The organism is bacterium (assembly GCA_016703265.1).
Taxonomy (GTDB): domain Bacteria; phylum Krumholzibacteriota; class Krumholzibacteriia; order LZORAL124-64-63; family LZORAL124-64-63; genus CAINDZ01.
Window position 1 is genome coordinate 35,833 of record JADJCK010000011.1, and the last position, 15,709, is coordinate 51,541.

13 protein-coding genes are annotated in these 15,709 nt (G+C 69.9%); 5 read left to right on the forward strand and 8 right to left on the reverse strand.

Annotated features, from left to right (window positions below; genetic code table 11):
• Positions 1–8: 8 nt before the first annotated feature.
• Complete coding sequence (locus IPG61_17705) at positions 9–1,724, forward strand: T9SS type A sorting domain-containing protein (GenBank protein ID MBK6735869.1); 1,716 nt, start codon at positions 9–11, stop codon at positions 1,722–1,724.
• A 168-nt stretch (positions 1,725–1,892) separates the two neighbouring features.
• Here IPG61_17705 and amrS read toward each other — a convergent pair whose 3' ends face one another.
• From amrS to IPG61_17730, 5 genes are read right to left on the reverse strand one after another with little or no spacing between them, the layout of a single operon-like run.
• Positions 1,893–2,882 (reverse strand): AmmeMemoRadiSam system radical SAM enzyme, encoded by a 990-nt coding sequence (amrS, locus tag IPG61_17710; protein ID MBK6735870.1) that lies wholly within the window; start codon positions 2,880–2,882, stop codon positions 1,893–1,895.
• Between the two features lie 14 nt (positions 2,883–2,896).
• Positions 2,897–4,045, reverse strand: a complete 1,149-nt coding sequence (locus tag IPG61_17715; protein MBK6735871.1) for a DUF1730 domain-containing protein — start codon at positions 4,043–4,045, stop codon at positions 2,897–2,899.
• A complete protein-coding gene (locus IPG61_17720; GenBank protein MBK6735872.1) occupies positions 4,029–5,006 on the reverse strand; it encodes a nitronate monooxygenase in 978 nt (325 codons plus the stop codon). Before IPG61_17720 ends, IPG61_17715 begins: the two co-directional genes overlap by 17 nt.
• Before the next feature lie 9 nt (positions 5,007–5,015).
• Positions 5,016–5,579 carry an HDIG domain-containing protein gene (locus IPG61_17725; protein MBK6735873.1) on the reverse strand — a complete coding sequence of 188 codons (564 nt, stop codon included), beginning with the start codon at positions 5,577–5,579 and terminating at the stop codon, positions 5,016–5,018.
• A gap of 47 nt (positions 5,580–5,626) precedes the next feature.
• Positions 5,627–6,352 carry a M48 family metallopeptidase gene (locus tag IPG61_17730; protein ID MBK6735874.1) on the reverse strand — a complete coding sequence of 242 codons (726 nt, stop codon included), beginning with the start codon at positions 6,350–6,352 and terminating at the stop codon, positions 5,627–5,629.
• A 275-nt stretch (positions 6,353–6,627) separates the two neighbouring features.
• Here IPG61_17730 and mscL point away from each other — a divergent pair, with 275 nt between their 5' ends.
• The 4 genes from mscL (at position 6,628) to IPG61_17750 (ending at position 10,045) form a co-directional block, all read left to right on the forward strand.
• The gene (gene mscL, locus IPG61_17735; protein MBK6735875.1) at positions 6,628–7,080 is read left to right on the forward strand and encodes a large-conductance mechanosensitive channel protein MscL; all 453 of its coding nucleotides are present in this window, start codon (positions 6,628–6,630) and stop codon (positions 7,078–7,080) included.
• Between the two features lie 10 nt (positions 7,081–7,090).
• On the forward strand, positions 7,091–7,864 hold the full coding sequence (locus tag IPG61_17740; protein MBK6735876.1) for a zinc-dependent peptidase: 774 nt from the start codon (positions 7,091–7,093) through the stop codon (positions 7,862–7,864).
• Positions 7,865–8,024: 160 nt separating this feature from the next.
• Complete coding sequence (locus IPG61_17745) at positions 8,025–9,050, forward strand: hypothetical protein (protein ID MBK6735877.1); 1,026 nt, start codon at positions 8,025–8,027, stop codon at positions 9,048–9,050.
• 116 nt (positions 9,051–9,166) lie between these two features.
• Positions 9,167–10,045, forward strand: coding sequence for a response regulator (locus tag IPG61_17750; GenBank protein ID MBK6735878.1), 879 nt, complete (start codon positions 9,167–9,169; stop codon positions 10,043–10,045).
• Positions 10,046–10,072: 27 nt separating this feature from the next.
• Here the strand turns inward: IPG61_17750 and IPG61_17755 are convergent, their stop codons facing one another.
• From IPG61_17755 to guaB, 3 genes are all read right to left on the reverse strand, one after another.
• Positions 10,073–13,204, reverse strand: a complete 3,132-nt coding sequence (locus tag IPG61_17755) for a glycosyl hydrolase (GenBank protein ID MBK6735879.1) — start codon at positions 13,202–13,204, stop codon at positions 10,073–10,075.
• Between the two features lie 84 nt (positions 13,205–13,288).
• Entirely contained in the window at positions 13,289–14,053 is a 765-nt protein-coding gene (locus IPG61_17760; protein MBK6735880.1) for a hypothetical protein, read from the reverse strand.
• Between the two features lie 156 nt (positions 14,054–14,209).
• Positions 14,210–15,694: an IMP dehydrogenase gene (guaB, locus tag IPG61_17765; protein MBK6735881.1), complete on the reverse strand. Its 1,485-nt coding sequence runs from the start codon at positions 15,692–15,694 to the stop codon at positions 14,210–14,212.
• Positions 15,695–15,709 lie beyond the last annotated feature (15 nt).

The following is a 15,709-nucleotide window of genomic DNA, read 5'->3' on the forward strand; positions in this document are numbered from 1 at the left end:
TGAAGGCCGTGATCCGCCGCAACGACGGCAGCGGCCTGATCGAGACGATCCCGCTGGACGGCAGCAACGACGCCAACGTGACGCTGTCGGTGGCCCTGGCCGACCTCAACCGCGTGGGCCTGGTCGTCGTCAATTCCGGCGTCACCGGCGACAACAAGGCGTTCACGCTGGACGTCAGCCGCCAGCTGCCGCCCCCGACCGCGACATTGAATGCCGCCTCGGTCAGCAAGACGATGAGCACGAACACGCTGGGCACCGAGACCGTGGACCTGAGCAATACCGGCGTGGCCGGCTCGCAGCTCGTCTACTCGGCCTACGTGATGGACCAGGCGCCGTCGGCCAAGGCGCTGGCCAGGCTGGCCCCCGTCAAGGCCTCGCCGCGCAACCCCGCCGGCAAGCTGGAGCACGCCGGGCCGCTGGCCGTGGCGAAGTATGCCGGCGACTGCGTCTTCGGCAACAACGACACGGGCAACATCCAGGGTCACTACACCACCTGGTGGGCCGGCAACGAGTCGTACGCCACGCTGATCAACCCGGCCGACTACACCTGCAGCTGCAACCCGGGCTTCAACGTGCGCGCCATCCACATGGTGCTGCACCTGGGCCCGGCTTCGGCGCCGCAGGTGCGCGTGTCGCTGGCCACTTCCGGTGGCGAGTGCGTGGGCCCGGGCGCGATCCTCGAGACCTCGCCCACCTACGACTTCTCCGGCTTCGCCACCGAAGGCTACTACGACATCGAAGTGCCGACGAATTTTGCCTGCCAGGACATGGACGCCAGCTACTACCTGGTGTTCGAGTTCACGAACACGGCCGGCCCCGTGGGTATCCCCGTCGACACCACGCCGCAGGGCTGCGTGAACTACAACGAGTGGGGCGAAGGCTGGCAGGACGTGGTCACGGGCTACGGCTTCGCCGGCGACTGGCTGCTCTGGGCCGACATCGACTGCTGCGGCACGCCCGAGCCGAGTTCCTCGGTGCTCACGCCCAACGGCGGCGAAGTGCTGACCGTGGGCAGCAGCCTTCAGGTCGACTGGTCGGCGCTGGTCATGACCGACGTCAAGGTCGAGCTCAGCCGCGACAACGGCGGCAGCTGGGAGACGCTGGCGGCCTCGACGCCGAACGACGGCACCGAGACCTTCGTGCTGGCGGGCCCCGCCGCGCAGGACTGCCTGGTGCGCGTCGGCAGCACCGACGGTCTGGTCACCGACGTCAGCGACGCGCCGTTCTGGATCTACCAGACCGTGCCCTGGCTGACCGTGGCCCCGACCACCGGCACCCTGCCCCAGGGCACCGGCCAGACGCTGACCCTGTCGTTCGATACGACCGGGCTGGCCGACGGCGGCTACAACGCCTGGATGGTCGTGCTCGACAACGCGACATCGTCGCCGGAAGTCGTGCCCGTCGACCTGACCGTCGAGAGCTACGTCGCCGGTGTCGGCGTGCCGAACGTGTTCGCCCTGCGCGGCAACGCGCCGAACCCGTTCAACCCGTCCACCCGGGTCACGTTCAGCCTGGCCAAGCAGGGCCCGGCCGTGATCGACGTGCTGGACCTGCAGGGCCGCCTGGTGCGGACGCTGCTGTCCGACACCGTGGCGGCCGGTGAGCGGACCGTCGAGTGGGACGGTCGCGACGACGCCGGGCGTCCGGTGGCGTCGGGTGCGTACCTGGCGCGGCTGCGGGCTGATGGCCAGGTGGCGACTCATAAGATGGTGTTGAACAAGTAGTCCTCTGCCGCCTTTGCAGAGGCGGTTGTCAACAAAGGAACGGCGGGCTGTCCTCGCGCCTTCGGCGCTGCGGATTGCCCGCCGTTCCTTTGTTGACAACCGCCTCTGCGCAATGGCGAGCGGCCACTTGTCCAAGAACTGAGAGCAAGACGAGAGCAGCTCTGGGGGTCAGATCACGAAAGGTTGCGGGGCGCGGCAGCCGGGGCAGGTGGCTTCGGGCAGGAGGCGGGAGACGCCGCGGTAGCCGACGCGATCGACGAGCAGGGTGCCGCAGGCGGGGCAGAGGGAGTCGCGGCCGGCGGCACTGCTGATGTTGCCGGTGTAGACCCAGTCCAGGCGCCCGCGCGCCTGTTCGCAGGCCCGCAGCAGGGTTTCGCGCGGCGTGGCGGGTGCCGTGAGCTTCCAGGCCGGGGGGTAGGCGGAGAAGTGCAGGGGCACCGGGCGGCCGAGGCAGGCGACGAAGTCGACCAGCGCCTCGATGGCTGCCTCGTCGTCGTTGTGGCCGGGAATGACGAGGTTCGTCAGCTCGAGGTGCACGCCCGCCGCGACGAACTGCTCGATGGCCCGCAGTACCGGCGCCAGGCTGGCCTTGCAGACGCGGCGGTAGAAGCGGTCGTCCATCGCCTTGAGGTCGATGTTCGCCGCATCGACCAGCGGCAACAGTTCGGCCAATGGCTTCTCGTTCAGGTAACCGTTGGTGACCAGGACCACGGCCAGTCCGGCGGCGCGCGCGGCGATGGCCGTGTCGCGCACGAACTCATACCAGACCAGCGGCTCGCTGTAGGTGAAGGCGATGCCGACGGATCCCTGCTGCCGGGCCGCCGCGACCAGGTCGGCGGGGGCCGCCGGGCGCGTGGGCGCGTCCGGCTGCTGGCTCAACGTCCAGTTCTGACAGAACCGGCAGTGCAGGTTGCAGCCCGGAGCGGCTACCGAAAGGATGTCGCGGCCGGGATGGAAGTGGTAGAGCGGCTTCTTCTCGATGGGATCGAGGGCAGCGGTCGCGATGCGCCCGTAGTGGAGCGGCGCCATCACCCCGCCGCGGTTCGCGCGCGTGCCGCAGGGGCCGGCCTGCCCCTCGCGCAGGCGGCAGCCGACCGGGCACAGGTCGCACGCGGCCTGGCCGTTGGGCAACGGGCGCCACCAGGCTGCGGCGGGCATCGATGTCGGCATCGTCAGGCCTCCTTCGGGGGCAGAGGCCCGGCCGTGGCTGCGTCCAGGTTCGCCAGCACGCGCTCGGCGTTGCGGCGCAGCCGTCCGGGTGCGCCCGCCAGAGCGGCGTGCGGCGGAAGCGCGCTGAAGACATCATCGTCAATTCCGGCGATGTCCCGCAACGTGAGCTCCGCATGGGCGGCCAGCGGCGCATAGCCTTCGCGTGGCGGCGGCAACCCCGGCCGCTGCGCCGCCGCCGCGCGCAGGTTCCAGGGGCACACGGCCTGGCAGATGTCGCAACCGAAGAGCAGCCCGCCCTGTTCGGCTTCGCGGCCGGCGGGCGCCTGGCCGCGCCACTCGATGGTCCAGGTACTGAGGCAGCGCCCCGCGTCCAGGCCACCCCCCGGCAGGATGGCCTGCGTCGGGCAGGCCTCCACGCAGCGCGTACAGCTTCCACAGCGCGTGACCGGGGCCACGGGGGTCGCATGGCGACGGCGCGGCAGGGCGGCGTACAGCGGCTCCAGGGCCGGCAGGCCGGCTTCCGGCAGGCCGTCGACGACCAGGTCGGTCAGGGCCACGCCGAGGAAGAAGCCGGAACCCAGCTTCTCGTGGATCAGGCACGTGTTGCGCCCCAGGAAGCCGAGCCCGGCCAGCCAGGCGTACTCGCGCTCCAGGTAGGGCCCGGTGTCAACCGAGATGCGTGCCCGCGGCGGCGCCCCAGCGGCTCCCAGCGTCGCCACGGCCCTGGTGATGTCGCGCTTCAGCAGGTCGTGGTAGTCGAGCCCGCGCGCGTACCGGGCCACCCGTGCGGTCCAGGGCGGGTCGTCCGCGCTGCCCGCCGGGCCGCCGGCGCTGGGGTCGGGATCGGCGGCCGGCCAGCCGTCGGTGTACCGCTGCGCGAAGACGAGCAGCGTCGTGGCCCAGTCGAGGCGAGCCGTCGGGTCCAGGCGCGCCTCGGGGTCGCGCGCCAGATACTCCAGGCCGCCATGCCGCCCCTCGGCCACGTAGGCGCGCCAGCGATCGGCGTGCGGCAACGGGCAGGGCAGCGCCACCGCCCCGGCCAGGTCCAGATGATGTTCCGGACAGGTCGCGGCCAGGCGCGCTGCCAGTTCCGCGGCGCTCAGCCGAAGCCCGGCGCCGGGTGCTGCGCCCGGTTCACGTCCGCTGTTCATGGCCTGGCCCCGGGGCGCACAGGCGGGCGACCGCGCGCTCGCAATCCTCCACGAGCCGCCGCATCACTTCGCCCGCGGTGGGGATGTCGTCGATGAGGCCGGCCACCTGGCCGATCTCAAGCTCACCCTCGTCCAGGTCTCCTTCGAGCATGCCGCGGCGCGCGCGGCCATGGCCCAGCTCCGCTTCCAGTTGTTCGCGGCCGGCGCCCGCGGCCTCGAGCGCCGTCACGCGGTCGCGGAATGCGTTGCGTAGCAACCGCACCGGCACGTGCGCCTTCAGCACCAGTTGCGTATCGCCGGGGCCGGCGTCGACCACGGCCTGCTTGAAGGCGGCATGGCCGCTCGACTCCTGCGTCACGGCGAAGCGCGAGCCCACCTGCACGCCCGCGGCGCCGAGGGCCAGCATGGCGGCCACCTGCGCACCGGTGGCGACGCCGCCGGCGGCGATCACCGGCAAACCCACCGCGCGCACGCACTCGGGCACCAGCACGAGGGTCGTGATCTCGTCGCGCCCGTTGTGCCCGCCCGCCTCGAAGCCCTCACAGACCACGGCGTCGCAGCCGGCCTGCTCGCACTTGGCGGCCAGGTCGGGATGCGCCACCACATGGGCCACGACGCATCCGGCGTCCTTGAGCGGGCCGATGAACCTCTTCGGCGAGCCCGCGCTGGTGAAGAAGATGCGGACGCCTTCCGCCAGCGCGATCTCGATGCACTCGGGACTGTGCGGATAGAGCAGCGGGATGTTCACGCCGTACGGGCGCGCGGTCAACGCGCGCGCCTTTCGCAGTTGTTCACGGAACAGGTCCGGCCGCATGCTGCCGGCCCCGACCAGGCCCAGGCCGCCGGCGTTGCTGACGGCGGCAGCGAGCTTCGCGCCCGAGTTGCAGATCATGCCGCCCTGGACGATGGGGTGCTCGCAGCCGAACAATGACTGCAGGCGGGTGTCGGGCCAGCGGGACATCTCAGGTCCTCACAATCCGAGTTCGTCCGCCGCGCCGGCCAGCGCCGCCAGCACGTGCGCGATGACCTCTTCCTGCGTCAAGCCCAGCTCCTGCGCGCCTTCGGCAATCTCCTCGCGATTCACCTTGGCGGCGAAATCCTTCTTCTTCAGCTTCTTGATGACCGAGCGCACTTCGACCGCGGCGATCTTCCTGTCCGGCTGCACCATCGCGCAGGCCGTGCAGAACCCGCACAACTCGTCCACCGCGTAGAGCCAGCGCGCGCAGTCGTTCTCGCGCGGCACGCCGACCTGCGTCACGTGCGACATGATCGTGCGCACGAACTCCTCGGGGTAGCCGCGCGCGCGCAGGATCTCCGCGCCCTTCAGCGGGTGGTCCGGCGCCTCGGGATGGCGTTCGTAGTCGAAGTCGTGCAGCAGGCCGACAGCGCCCCAGTAGACGGGATCGGCCCCGACGCGCACGGCAGCTGCGCGCATGGCCGCCTCGACGGCGCAGCCATGCCGGCGCAGGCTGTCGCCCAGCGTGTGTTCGTGCAGCAGGGCCAGAGTCGTCTCGCGGGCATACAGATCGCTCATGGCAGGCTCCCGGCGCCGGCGCCGGCCGACAGGGTCGGCGTCAGCGCCTAAAGGATGAGGTCGTCCTCGTGCTTGTTCAACCACTCACGGCCGCGTACATGCTGGGGACACACTTCGTCGAGCAGTCCCCAGAACCGCCGGCTGTGGTCCAGGTGACGCAGGTGGCAGACTTCGTGGGCCACGATGCCGTCGATCACCTCGGGCGGCGCCATCACCAGACGGTAACAATAGGATATGGTGCCGCTCGGCGAACAGCTGCCCCAGCGCGTGGTGCGCTCGCCGATGATCACGCGCTTCGGCCAGCGTCCCACGCGATCGCCCCAGTAGTCGGTACGCCCCGGCAGGTGCTCGCGCGCCAGCTTCCGCAGGTACTGCTCGAGGACCGGGCGCGGATCGAGGATGCGTTCGGGCGCCATGTGGAGTACCAGGTGGTCGGCTTCGAGCTCGGCGACATAGCCGCGCTCGCGCGGGCCGAGCGCCTTGAGCTTCAGCCGGCGGGGGCGTCCGAGCACGAGCAGTTCCGTGCCGGTGGCGTACTCGCGCACGCACGGCCCCTCCCACGCATCGTACTCGTCGAGCTTCTTGACCAGCCAGTCCGACCACAGGTGCAGCAGCTCCGGCACGATCTCCTCGCGGGCGCGCCAGGGAATGCTGACCACCAGCCCGTCGCGGCGGCTGACTTCGAGGCCGGGCCGTCGGGTGCGCCGATTGCGGCGCAGGCTGTAACGCAGGGTGCGCCCCCGCAACAGCGTTCGCGAAAGGGGACTCTTCACGGCAGGGCTTTCCGCGCGGCGGCGCCGGCGCTCAGGGTGGTCGTTTCCGTTCAGGTGCAGCGGGCGCCAGGGCGCGGTTGGCAGCATCTTAATCGCCGGCAGGTCCGGTGTCAGCGTCCAGTTTGGAACGACACCGCACATTAATGATCTTCCGTATTCGTAACTACGCAAGCGTCATTTTCCCTTTAGATTACGCGGCCCGGAACCTAGAATCCCGACAGACCGGGTTGTCAAACGAACCGGCGGCGGTGCCGCCGATCCCAGGGGGATGGATCATGCTGAAGGAATTCCGGGATTTCGCGATGAAGGGCAATGTCGTGGACATGGCCGTCGGTATCATCATCGGCGCCGCGTTCGGGACCATCGTCGCGTCGCTGGTGGCGGACATCATCATGCCGCCGATCGGCATGCTGCTGGGCGGCGTCGACTTCACGAACATCTTCGTCGCCCTGAAGGACGGCTCGGCGCCGGGCCCGTACCCGACCCTGGCGGCAGCGCAGGCGGCGGGCGCCGTGACCATGAACGTGGGCCTGTTCCTGAACAAGGTCTTCAGCTTCATGATCGTGGCGTTCTCGGTGTTCATGCTGGTCAAGGCGATGAACAAGGCCAAGCGCGCGGAGCCGGCGCCGGCTGCGGCCGCCCCGACCACGAAGGAGTGCCCGTTCTGCCTGTCGTCGATTCCGCTGAAGGCCACGCGCTGCGCCCATTGCGCCAGCGACCTGAAGTAACGGGCCGCTGATGTTCGGCTGGGGTCGCGGCAAGCGCCGTCGCGCGCTGCTGGAGACGCCGCTGCCGGACGCGCAGCGTGCGCGCATGCACGCACTGGCCCCGTTGACGGCCAGGCTGCCGTCGCCGCTGCGGGAGCGCCATGAGGGCGTGGTGCAGGTGCTGCTCGCCGAGAAGCGCTTCGAGGGCGCCGGCGGGCTGGAAGTGACCGAGGACATGCGCCTGGCCATCGCCGGCCAAGCCGCGCTGCTGCAGTTGCGGGCCGGGGCGGACTACTTCCCCGGCCTGCACTCCATCGTGATCTACCCTACCGCCTTCACCGTCGCCCACGAACGTCCCGATGACGACGGCCTGGTCCACCTGGACGAGGACGAGCTCTCGGGCGAGAGCTGGGGCCACGGCGCCGTGGTGCTCGCCTGGGATGACGTGCGCCGCGAGTCGCAGCGGCGCGACGGCTACAACGTCGTCCTCCACGAGTTCGCCCACCAGCTCGACGACCAGACAGGCGAGGCCGACGGCACCCCCGTGCTGCGGGACGGGGCCCTGGCCGCCCGCTGGCCGCTGGCCTTCCAGGCCGCGTTCGAGGAGCATACGCGCCGGCTGAAGCGGCGCCGCGAAGTGCTGTTTGACGAGGACGCCGCCGAGAGCCCGACCGAGTTCTTCGCCACGGCGGTGGAGCTGTTCTTCGAGTTCCCCGCCGAGCTCCGGCGCGAGTACGGCGCCGTCTACGAGGCTCTGGCGGCCTGGCTCGAGCTCGACCCGGCCGCCCCGGGCTGCCAATCCTAAAGAATACCTTTGCCTCAATCCAGAAACCCACCGGGGTCAACCCCCGAACCGGAAGGGTCTGTCGGGTACCTGCCCTGACCTGCGGCGCCACATCGACGTCAACCGTCACCTGGCCTCCCGGGGACTGATCGCGCCACCGCTGTACGTGACGGCGTGGCTCGTGATCAGCCTTTCCACCGGGCAGTTCCCGGCCGCCGACAGCCTGTACTGGCTGCTCGGCGCGGGGATCATCGTACCCGGTGCGTGGCGCCTCGTGCTGATCAGCAGGGTCGGTCGCGGGCAGGAAGACCCGCAGCGGTGGCATCGCCTCTATTGCCTGGCGGCAGTGGCAAGAGGCGGCGCCTGGGGCCTCTTTTCGGCGGACATGGCGCTGCAGGGGGTCCTGAGCAGCCAGTTCCTCCTGGCAACCTTTGCCACCTCGGCTTTCGCCGTGGCCGGGGCCACGGGCCTGGCGCCGGCAGGACGGATGGCACTCGTGTTCAATGCGGTGATCACGTTGCCTCCCGCCCTGGTCTGCCTGGCCGACTTCAATGCTGCCGGCGTCGGCATCGCCTTCATGTTCGTGGTCTTCCTCGGCTTCTGCACGGCCACATCACGACAGGTCCACCGTGAATACTGGGCCACGGTCACCGCCTACGCCGCGCTCCAGCGCCGCACAGAGGAACTCAGTGAAGCCCGGGCTGTCGCTGAACAGGCCACGCTGGCCAAGAGCGAATTCCTGGCGACATTGAGCCACGAGATCCGCACCCCCATGAACGGCGTGATCGGCATGGTCGACCTCCTGCTCGACACGCAGCTGGATGCAGACCAGCGCGACTATGCGGAGACGATCCGCCTGTCGGGAAACCAGCTGACGGGCCTGATCAGCGACATCCTGGATTTCTCGAAGATGGAAGCCGGGAAGCTGGACCTGGAGCAGGTGCCGCTGGATCCGCGGGCAACCGTGGATGAAGCCCTCGAGATGATGAGCGCCGCTGCGGCCGCCAAGGGTCTCGAGCTTGTCCATGTTTCGGAATCGTCGCTGCCGGCCTGGCTGGAAGGTGACCCTGCGCGCCTGCGGCAGGTTCTGCTCAACCTGGTGAGCAATGCCGTGAAGTTCACGACCCGCGGCGAAGTCGTGGTGCGGACACGCTGGCAAGCGGCACGGGACTCGAAGTGGAAGTCTCCGACACCGGCCTGGGCATGAGCCCGGACGCCCTGCAGGGGATCTTCGAGCCGTTCCGCCAGGCCGACAGTTCGACGACGCGCCGCTTCGGCGGGACCGGTCTCGGACTGGCGATCGTGCGCCGCATCTGCGCGGCCATGGGCGGCAGCGTGACGGCCGCAAGCGTCGAGGGTGTGGGCAGCAGGTTCACCGTGGCCGTGCCGCTGAGGGAGCGCGGCGACATCACGGCGCCGGCCCTGCCGGTGCTCAGGCAACAGGTTGTCGTGGTCACCGGTCACGCGGCGACGTTCGAGGCCGTCGACGCCGCGCTGGCGCCGTGCGGAGCGGCGACGCAATGGCTGCGGCCGGAGAGCGCGGGCACCAGTGACGTCGAGCGCACTCCCGCGCTCGTGATCGTCGATGCCGGCTCTGCGGACTGGCCGCTGATCCGGCAGTGGCCGACGGCGGGGATCATCGTGCTCGGCGGCGCCCACCCCACCGCGCGGACCGCGGGCGGCCTGAGCGGACCGTCCGAGCACGTCCGCAAGCCGCTGCGGGCGCCAGCCCTCCGCGAAGCCTGCGCACGGGCGTTGGGCCTCGCGGCGCCGTCCGTAGCCGGTGCGCGAGCGCATCAGGTGCAGGCGGCGCCGCTCGCCGGGAAGCTCCACGTGCTCGTCGCCGAGGACAACCTCTTCAACCAGAAGGTCATCGGCCGGACCCTCGAGGCGCTCGGCTGTACCTGCCGCCTGGTCAGCGACGGCGAGGCCGCCCTGGCCGCCGTGCGCGGCGGCGGATTCGACCTCATCCTCATGGATTGCCAGATGCCCGGCATGGACGGCTTCGCGGCCACGCAGGCGATCCGCAGCCTGGCCGCGCCGCACAACGCCGTCCCGGTCATCGCCCTGACCGCCAACGCCCTGTCCGGCGACCGCGAGCGCTGCCTTGCCGCCGGCATGGACGACTACCTGACGAAGCCGCTGGCCCGCGAGGACCTGGCGCGCGTCCTCGAACGCGCCGCGGGCGCGCCCGCTTCCTGAGCACGCCCGCGGGGCCCGTCGGACCAGCTAATCCCGCTTCGCATGCTCCTCGGCCGTGAGCACCGTGATCGGCTCGAGCCCCGACGCCTTCAGCCGTACGTTGAGCAACTCCAGCCGTTCGCCAGTGAGCGCCGCGAAGTCGGTATTCGCGCGGTCGAGATCGGCCGTCAAGGCGGCCTGGCGATCCGTCTGGGCCTTCGTCGGCGGGCCACCGAAGCCCGCCACACTCGCGTAGACTCCGACCACCTTCTCGCGCAGCGCCTTGCGGCCGCTGATGCCCTGCACCTCTTCCTCGACCATGATCCGCTCCTGCAGGACCTCCAGTTCGCCGGCCAGCGCGCGCAGGTCGGCCTGCAGCAGCGAGTCCGCCTTCGCATCGCCCGCGCGCGCTTCGATCGCCTGGCGGGTCTCCTTCACCGCATCGCAGACGTAGGCCATGCGGGCCAGCATGTCGTACAGCGAGCGCACGGCGCGCTGTTGGGCCGCCCGGGCCGCCGGGGCATGCGGATAGTCGGGATCGTAGCCGACGCCGACGCTGCCCTCGAATACCTCGCTGCCCTTGACCAGGCGGTAACGGTAGGGGCCCTCGGGCGCCGCGGGACCGAACGCCGCCGCGAACGCGATCGCCGGGTCCATGACCGGCGACGGCGCCACCTTCGGCGGCTTGAGCCTCGGCGACCAGGTCACCAGGTTCAGGCCCTTCCGCGTGCCGGCGGGCAGCGTCTTGAGCACCGAGCCGTCGGCGGCCAGGATCTCGATCTTCATGGGGCCGACCATATGCCGCTTGGCCAGGTAGTAGACGATGCGCGCGTCGGACTCGGGGTTCCCCGCGACGTAGTAGGTGTCGCCGGGGAACTGCTGCTTGCCCTGCGGGATGCGCAGCACGGCCGGGCTCGAGGGCAGCAGCGTCACGGGCGCCTCGAGGGCGGCGGCGGTCAGGTGGCGCAACGGCGTCAGGTCGTCGATGACCCAGATGCCGCGCCCGTGCGTGGCGATGACGAGCGCACCGTCGCGCTGGTGTACGACCAGGTCGTAGACCGGCACGGCCGGGAACTCCTCGCTGAAGCGCGCCCAGTGGCGGCCGCGGTCGAGCGTGATGAACAGGCCGTTCTCCGTGCCCAGGTAGAGCAGGTCCGGATTCACGGGATCCTGGCGGATGACATGCGCGTGGCCGGTCACGTCCGGCGTGGCCAGTGTCCGCCAGGTGGCGCCCAGGTCGTCGGAGGCCAGCACATACGGCTCCAGGTCGCCGCGGCGATGGCCGTCGGCGGTGACGAAGGCCGCACGCCGATCATGCAGGGAGGCCTCGACGCAACTGACCCAGGTGCCCTTGGGCACGCCCGGCAGGTTCGCCGCGACGTTTGACCACCTGGCGCCCTCGTCGGCCGTGACCTGCAGGTTGCCGTCGTCGGTGCCCACCCAGATCACCTTGCGGTCGCGAGGCGACTCACTGATCGAGAAGATGGTGCAGTGGTTCTCGGCCGTCGTGTTGTCGACGGTCAGTCCGCCCGACTGCTCCTGGCGAAGCAGCGCCGGGTCGTTCGTCGTCAGGTCGCCGGAGAGCCGCCGCCACGTGTCGCCGCGATCGGTGGACCGGTGCAGGAACTGCGACCCGGTGTACAGGCGCTTGCCGTCGCCGGGACTGGTGACGATGGGCGTGTTCCAGTTGAAACGGAATTCGGGATCGCCCGGGCCCGGCTGCGGCTTGATGTCCTTGCTGTCGCCGGTGCGGCGGTCCAGCCGCTGCATGTTGCCGCCCTGCCACTCCCAGTAGACGAGCCCGGGATCGCCGCGGTCCGGCACCACGGCAAATCCGTCGCCGCCGCCGAGGTTCTCCCAGTCCGAGTTCTCGATGCCGCTCGGCGAGCGCGACGGCCCCACCCAGGAGCCGTTGTCCTGCAGGCCGCCGTAGACGTTGAACGGCCGCTGGTCGTCGACCGCCACATGGTAGAACTGCGAGACGGGCAGGTTGGTCACGTGGATCCAGCCCGAGCCCTGGTTGTGCGAGATGTACACGCCGCCGTCGGTGCCGACGATCATGTGCTTCGGATTCGCCGGATTGATCCACAGCGCGTGGATGTCGGAATGCACCCAGCCGCCGACGCCGCGGAAGGTGACGCCGCTGTCGCTGGTCACGAGCATGTTGGTCCCGGCCTTGTAGACGCGCTTGGCGTCGAGAGGATCGGGGATCAACAGGCTGAAGTAGAACGGACGGCCGCCCACGGCGCGGTTGTCCGTGGTCCGGGTCCAGGACTCGCCGCGGTCCTCCGAGCGGAAGAAGGCCGTACGTTCGGCCTCGACCACGGCGTAGACCGTGGACGGAGCCGAAGGCATGACCGCGATCGCGATGCGGCCCAGTTCGCCGGTCGGCAGGCCCTGGTCCAGGCGCCGCCAGGTCTCGCCCGCGTCGGTGCTCTTGTAGAGTCCGCTGCCCGGCCCGCCCGAGGTGAAGAAGTCGGGCGAACGCCGGAACTGCCACATCGCCGCATAGATCACGGACGGATCGGCGGGATCCAGCGCGATGTCGACGCAGCCGGTGGTGTCGTCGACGTAGAGGATCTTCTGCCAGGTGGTGCCGCCGTCGCGCGTGCGGAACAGTCCGCGCTCCTCGCCCGGGCCCCACAGCGGCCCCATGGCGGCCACATAGACCACGGCCGGATCGGCCGGATGCATCAGGATCTCGGCGATGCGCTCGCTGCCCTTCAGGCCCAGGTTCTGCCACTTCTCGCCGCCGTCGACGGTGCGGTACACGCCGTCACCGACGCCGACGCTGTTGCGCACCCACGATTCGCCGGTTCCGGCCCACACCGTGTCGGGCCGGGCCTGGTCGATGGCCAGCGCACCGATCGACTGCGGATGGTCATCGAACACGGCCTCGAAGCTGACGCCGCCGTCGCGGCTCTTCCAGATACCGCCGCCGGCACTGCCCACCCACATGAAGCGCGGATCGGTGACCACCGCGTCCAGGCAGGTGATGCGGCCGCTCATGACCGCCGGGCCGAGGTTGCGCGCCCGCAAGGCCCCGAAGACATGGGGACCGATGGGGATGCCCCCCTCAATGGTCGCCGCCGCCGGTGTCTCGGCGGCGAAACCCGCCGCGGGCATCGCCGGCAGCGCCAGCAACACCGTGAGGGCGCAGATACACAACCTGACCTTCATGCCGATCCCCCTTATGCGCGCCCCCGGCAGGCCGTCCCACCGGGGGTCGTGATGCACTCTGTTGTGCCGTCAGGCGCAGGAACTTCAGTTGCCGGAGCCGGGCGCAGGCGCCGCGGCCGCAGCAGCAGGCATCGCGAACACCGACGGATCCACGGCCACGCCGAATTCGACGGTGTCGAAGACCATGTTCATCATGACCTGGTCGCCCTGGCGCGTCTCGAGGGCGAACGCCACGGTGACGCCGTCCTGGGTCCGGTAGTCGCTGGGGTAGGCCTGCGTCTCGACTTCCGTCTGGTCGACCTTCATCTTCGTGCTCTGCTTGATGGGCAGGTACGACTCGGCGTCGAACCAGATGTCGATGACGACATCCTGCTTGGTGTCGATGCTCAGGCGATGCGTGGCGGTGCCCTCCACGTCCTCCTGGCCGATGTAGGTGCCGACCCAGCCCCGGGCTTCCCAGTTCTGGAGCGGGCCGTCCATGTCGGCCTGCAGGCGTACGGACTTGGTCTCCATTTCGCCCATCGGCTGCGGGTCCTGCGAACCCGTCATCGGGTTGATCGACCAGCCCTTGGTGCCGTCGAACGCCTGCACGATGCTCATGCCCATGACCGTGACCTCGACGCGCATCGAGTTCGGGCGAGCCGAAACGATCGTGATGGGCATCTCCATGCCCTGGGTGAGGATCTTGCCGGTCACCTTCTGGCTCTGGATGGCCTTCAGCGCCGCGGCGCCGCCCTGGGCTTCAATCGACTTGCCGACGAGCTCTTCGAGATCCATGGCGAACGCGCCGGCTGCGAGCATGAGAGTCGTCGCGGCAAGCACGATGGCGGACAATTGGCGGAATTTCACGGTCCAGATCCTCCTGGGTGTGGGTCGATCTACTGCTACGTTCGGTGCGGGAAAAGGTTGCCGACCGGGCCGGCGGCCGGTGCGGGCCGGAAGGGTACCCGGCGGGCACGGCAGCTATTCACGGCGGGTCGGCGCGCCGGCGCGCCTGCGCGCCGGTCAGGAACGCTTGCCGTAATTCGGCGCTTCCTTGGTGATGAGCACGTCGTGCGGATGGCTTTCGCGCACGCCGGCCGAGGTGACGCGGACCAGGGTGGCATTGTCATGAAACTCGTCGATCGTGCGGCAGCCGCAATAGCCCATCCCGGAGCGGAGCCCGCCGATCATCTGGTAGATCACGTCGCCGGCCCGCCCCTTGTAGGGCACCCGGCCCTCGATGCCCTCGGGCACCAGCTTGTCGGTCTCGGTGATCTCGCCCTGGAAATAACGATCCTTGCTGCCCTGCTGCATGGCCGCCAGCGAGCCCATCCCCCGGTAGCTCTTGTAGACACGGCCCTCGAACAGGATCTTCTCCCCGGGCGACTCGTCGGTGCCCGCCAGCAGCGAGCCGGCCATGACGGCGTCGGCGCCCACGGCGATGGCCTTGGCCACGTCGCCGCTGTAACGCAAGCCGCCGTCAGCCACGAGCTGGATGCCGCGCGGGCGCGTGACCTGCGCCACGTCCATGATGGCCGTGACCTGCGGCACGCCCACGCCGGCCACCACGCGCGTGGTGCAGATGGAGCCGGGCCCGATGCCCACCTTGACGGCGTCGGCACCGGCATCGATGAGCGCAGCGGCAGCGGCGCCGGTGGCGATGTTGCCGGCCAGGACCTGCATCTCCGGGTACTTGCGCTTGACCGCGGACACCGTGTCCAGGACGTTGCGGCTGTGCCCGTGCGCGGTGTCGACGACGAGCATGTCCACGCCGGCGGCCACCAGCAGCTCGGCCCTGAGCATGGTCTCGGCGCCCACGCCCACCGCGGCGGCGACCCGCAGGCGCCCGTCGGCATCCTTGCAGGCGCGCGGGTAGTCCAGCTTCTTCTGGATGTCCTTGACCGTGATGAGGCCGCGCAACTCGCCCGCCCCGTTGACCACCAGCAGCTTCTCGATGCGGTGCTTGTGGAGGATCTCGGCGGCTTCCTCCAGCGTCGTGCCCTCGGGCACCGTCACCAGGTTCCGGCTGGTCATGACGTCGCGCACCTTGATGCGCGTGTCCTTCACGAAGCGCAGGTCGCGATTCGTCAGGATGCCGACGAGCTTGGGACCTTCGGTGATGGGCACGCCGCTGATGCGGAACCGCCGCATCATCTCCTGGGCCTCGTCGATGGTCTTGTCGGGTTCGAGCGTGATCGGATTGGTGATCATGCCCGACTCGGAGCGCTTCACGCGCTCGACCTCGGCCGCCTGCGAGCGCGGGTCCAGGTTCTTGTGGATCACGCCGAGGCCGCCCTCGCGCGCCACCGCGATCGCCATGTCGGCCTCGGTGACGGTATCCATCGCCGCCGAGAGGAACGGGATGTGCAGGCGGATCGTCTTCGTGATGGCGGTGGAAGTGTCGATGTCCTTCGGCGTGACCTCGCTGTAGCCGGGCACGAGCAGGACATCGTCGAAGGTCAGCGCCTCGCGGAACTTCTCGCCGTTGGTCGGGGTCTGCGCGGACATGACGATCTCCCGGGG

What these genes read in the sequence shown, in the direction of transcription:
- IPG61_17755 (MBK6735879.1), bottom strand. Translation starts at nt 13,204, where the DNA reads ATGAAGGTCAGGTTGTGTATCTGCGCCCTCACGGTGTTGCTGGCGCTG.
- guaB (MBK6735881.1), bottom strand. Translation starts at nt 15,694, where the DNA reads ATGTCCGCGCAGACCCCGACCAACGGCGAGAAGTTCCGCGAGGCGCTG.
- IPG61_17750 (MBK6735878.1), top strand. Translation starts at nt 9,167, where the DNA reads ATGGGCGGCAGCGTGACGGCCGCAAGCGTCGAGGGTGTGGGCAGCAGG.
- IPG61_17740 (MBK6735876.1), top strand. Translation starts at nt 7,091, where the DNA reads ATGTTCGGCTGGGGTCGCGGCAAGCGCCGTCGCGCGCTGCTGGAGACG.
- IPG61_17720 (MBK6735872.1), bottom strand. Translation starts at nt 5,006, where the DNA reads ATGTCCCGCTGGCCCGACACCCGCCTGCAGTCATTGTTCGGCTGCGAG.
- IPG61_17715 (MBK6735871.1), bottom strand. Translation starts at nt 4,045, where the DNA reads ATGAACAGCGGACGTGAACCGGGCGCAGCACCCGGCGCCGGGCTTCGG.
- mscL (MBK6735875.1), top strand. Translation starts at nt 6,628, where the DNA reads ATGCTGAAGGAATTCCGGGATTTCGCGATGAAGGGCAATGTCGTGGAC.
- amrS (MBK6735870.1), bottom strand. Translation starts at nt 2,882, where the DNA reads ATGCCCGCCGCAGCCTGGTGGCGCCCGTTGCCCAACGGCCAGGCCGCG.
- IPG61_17725 (MBK6735873.1), bottom strand. Translation starts at nt 5,579, where the DNA reads ATGAGCGATCTGTATGCCCGCGAGACGACTCTGGCCCTGCTGCACGAA.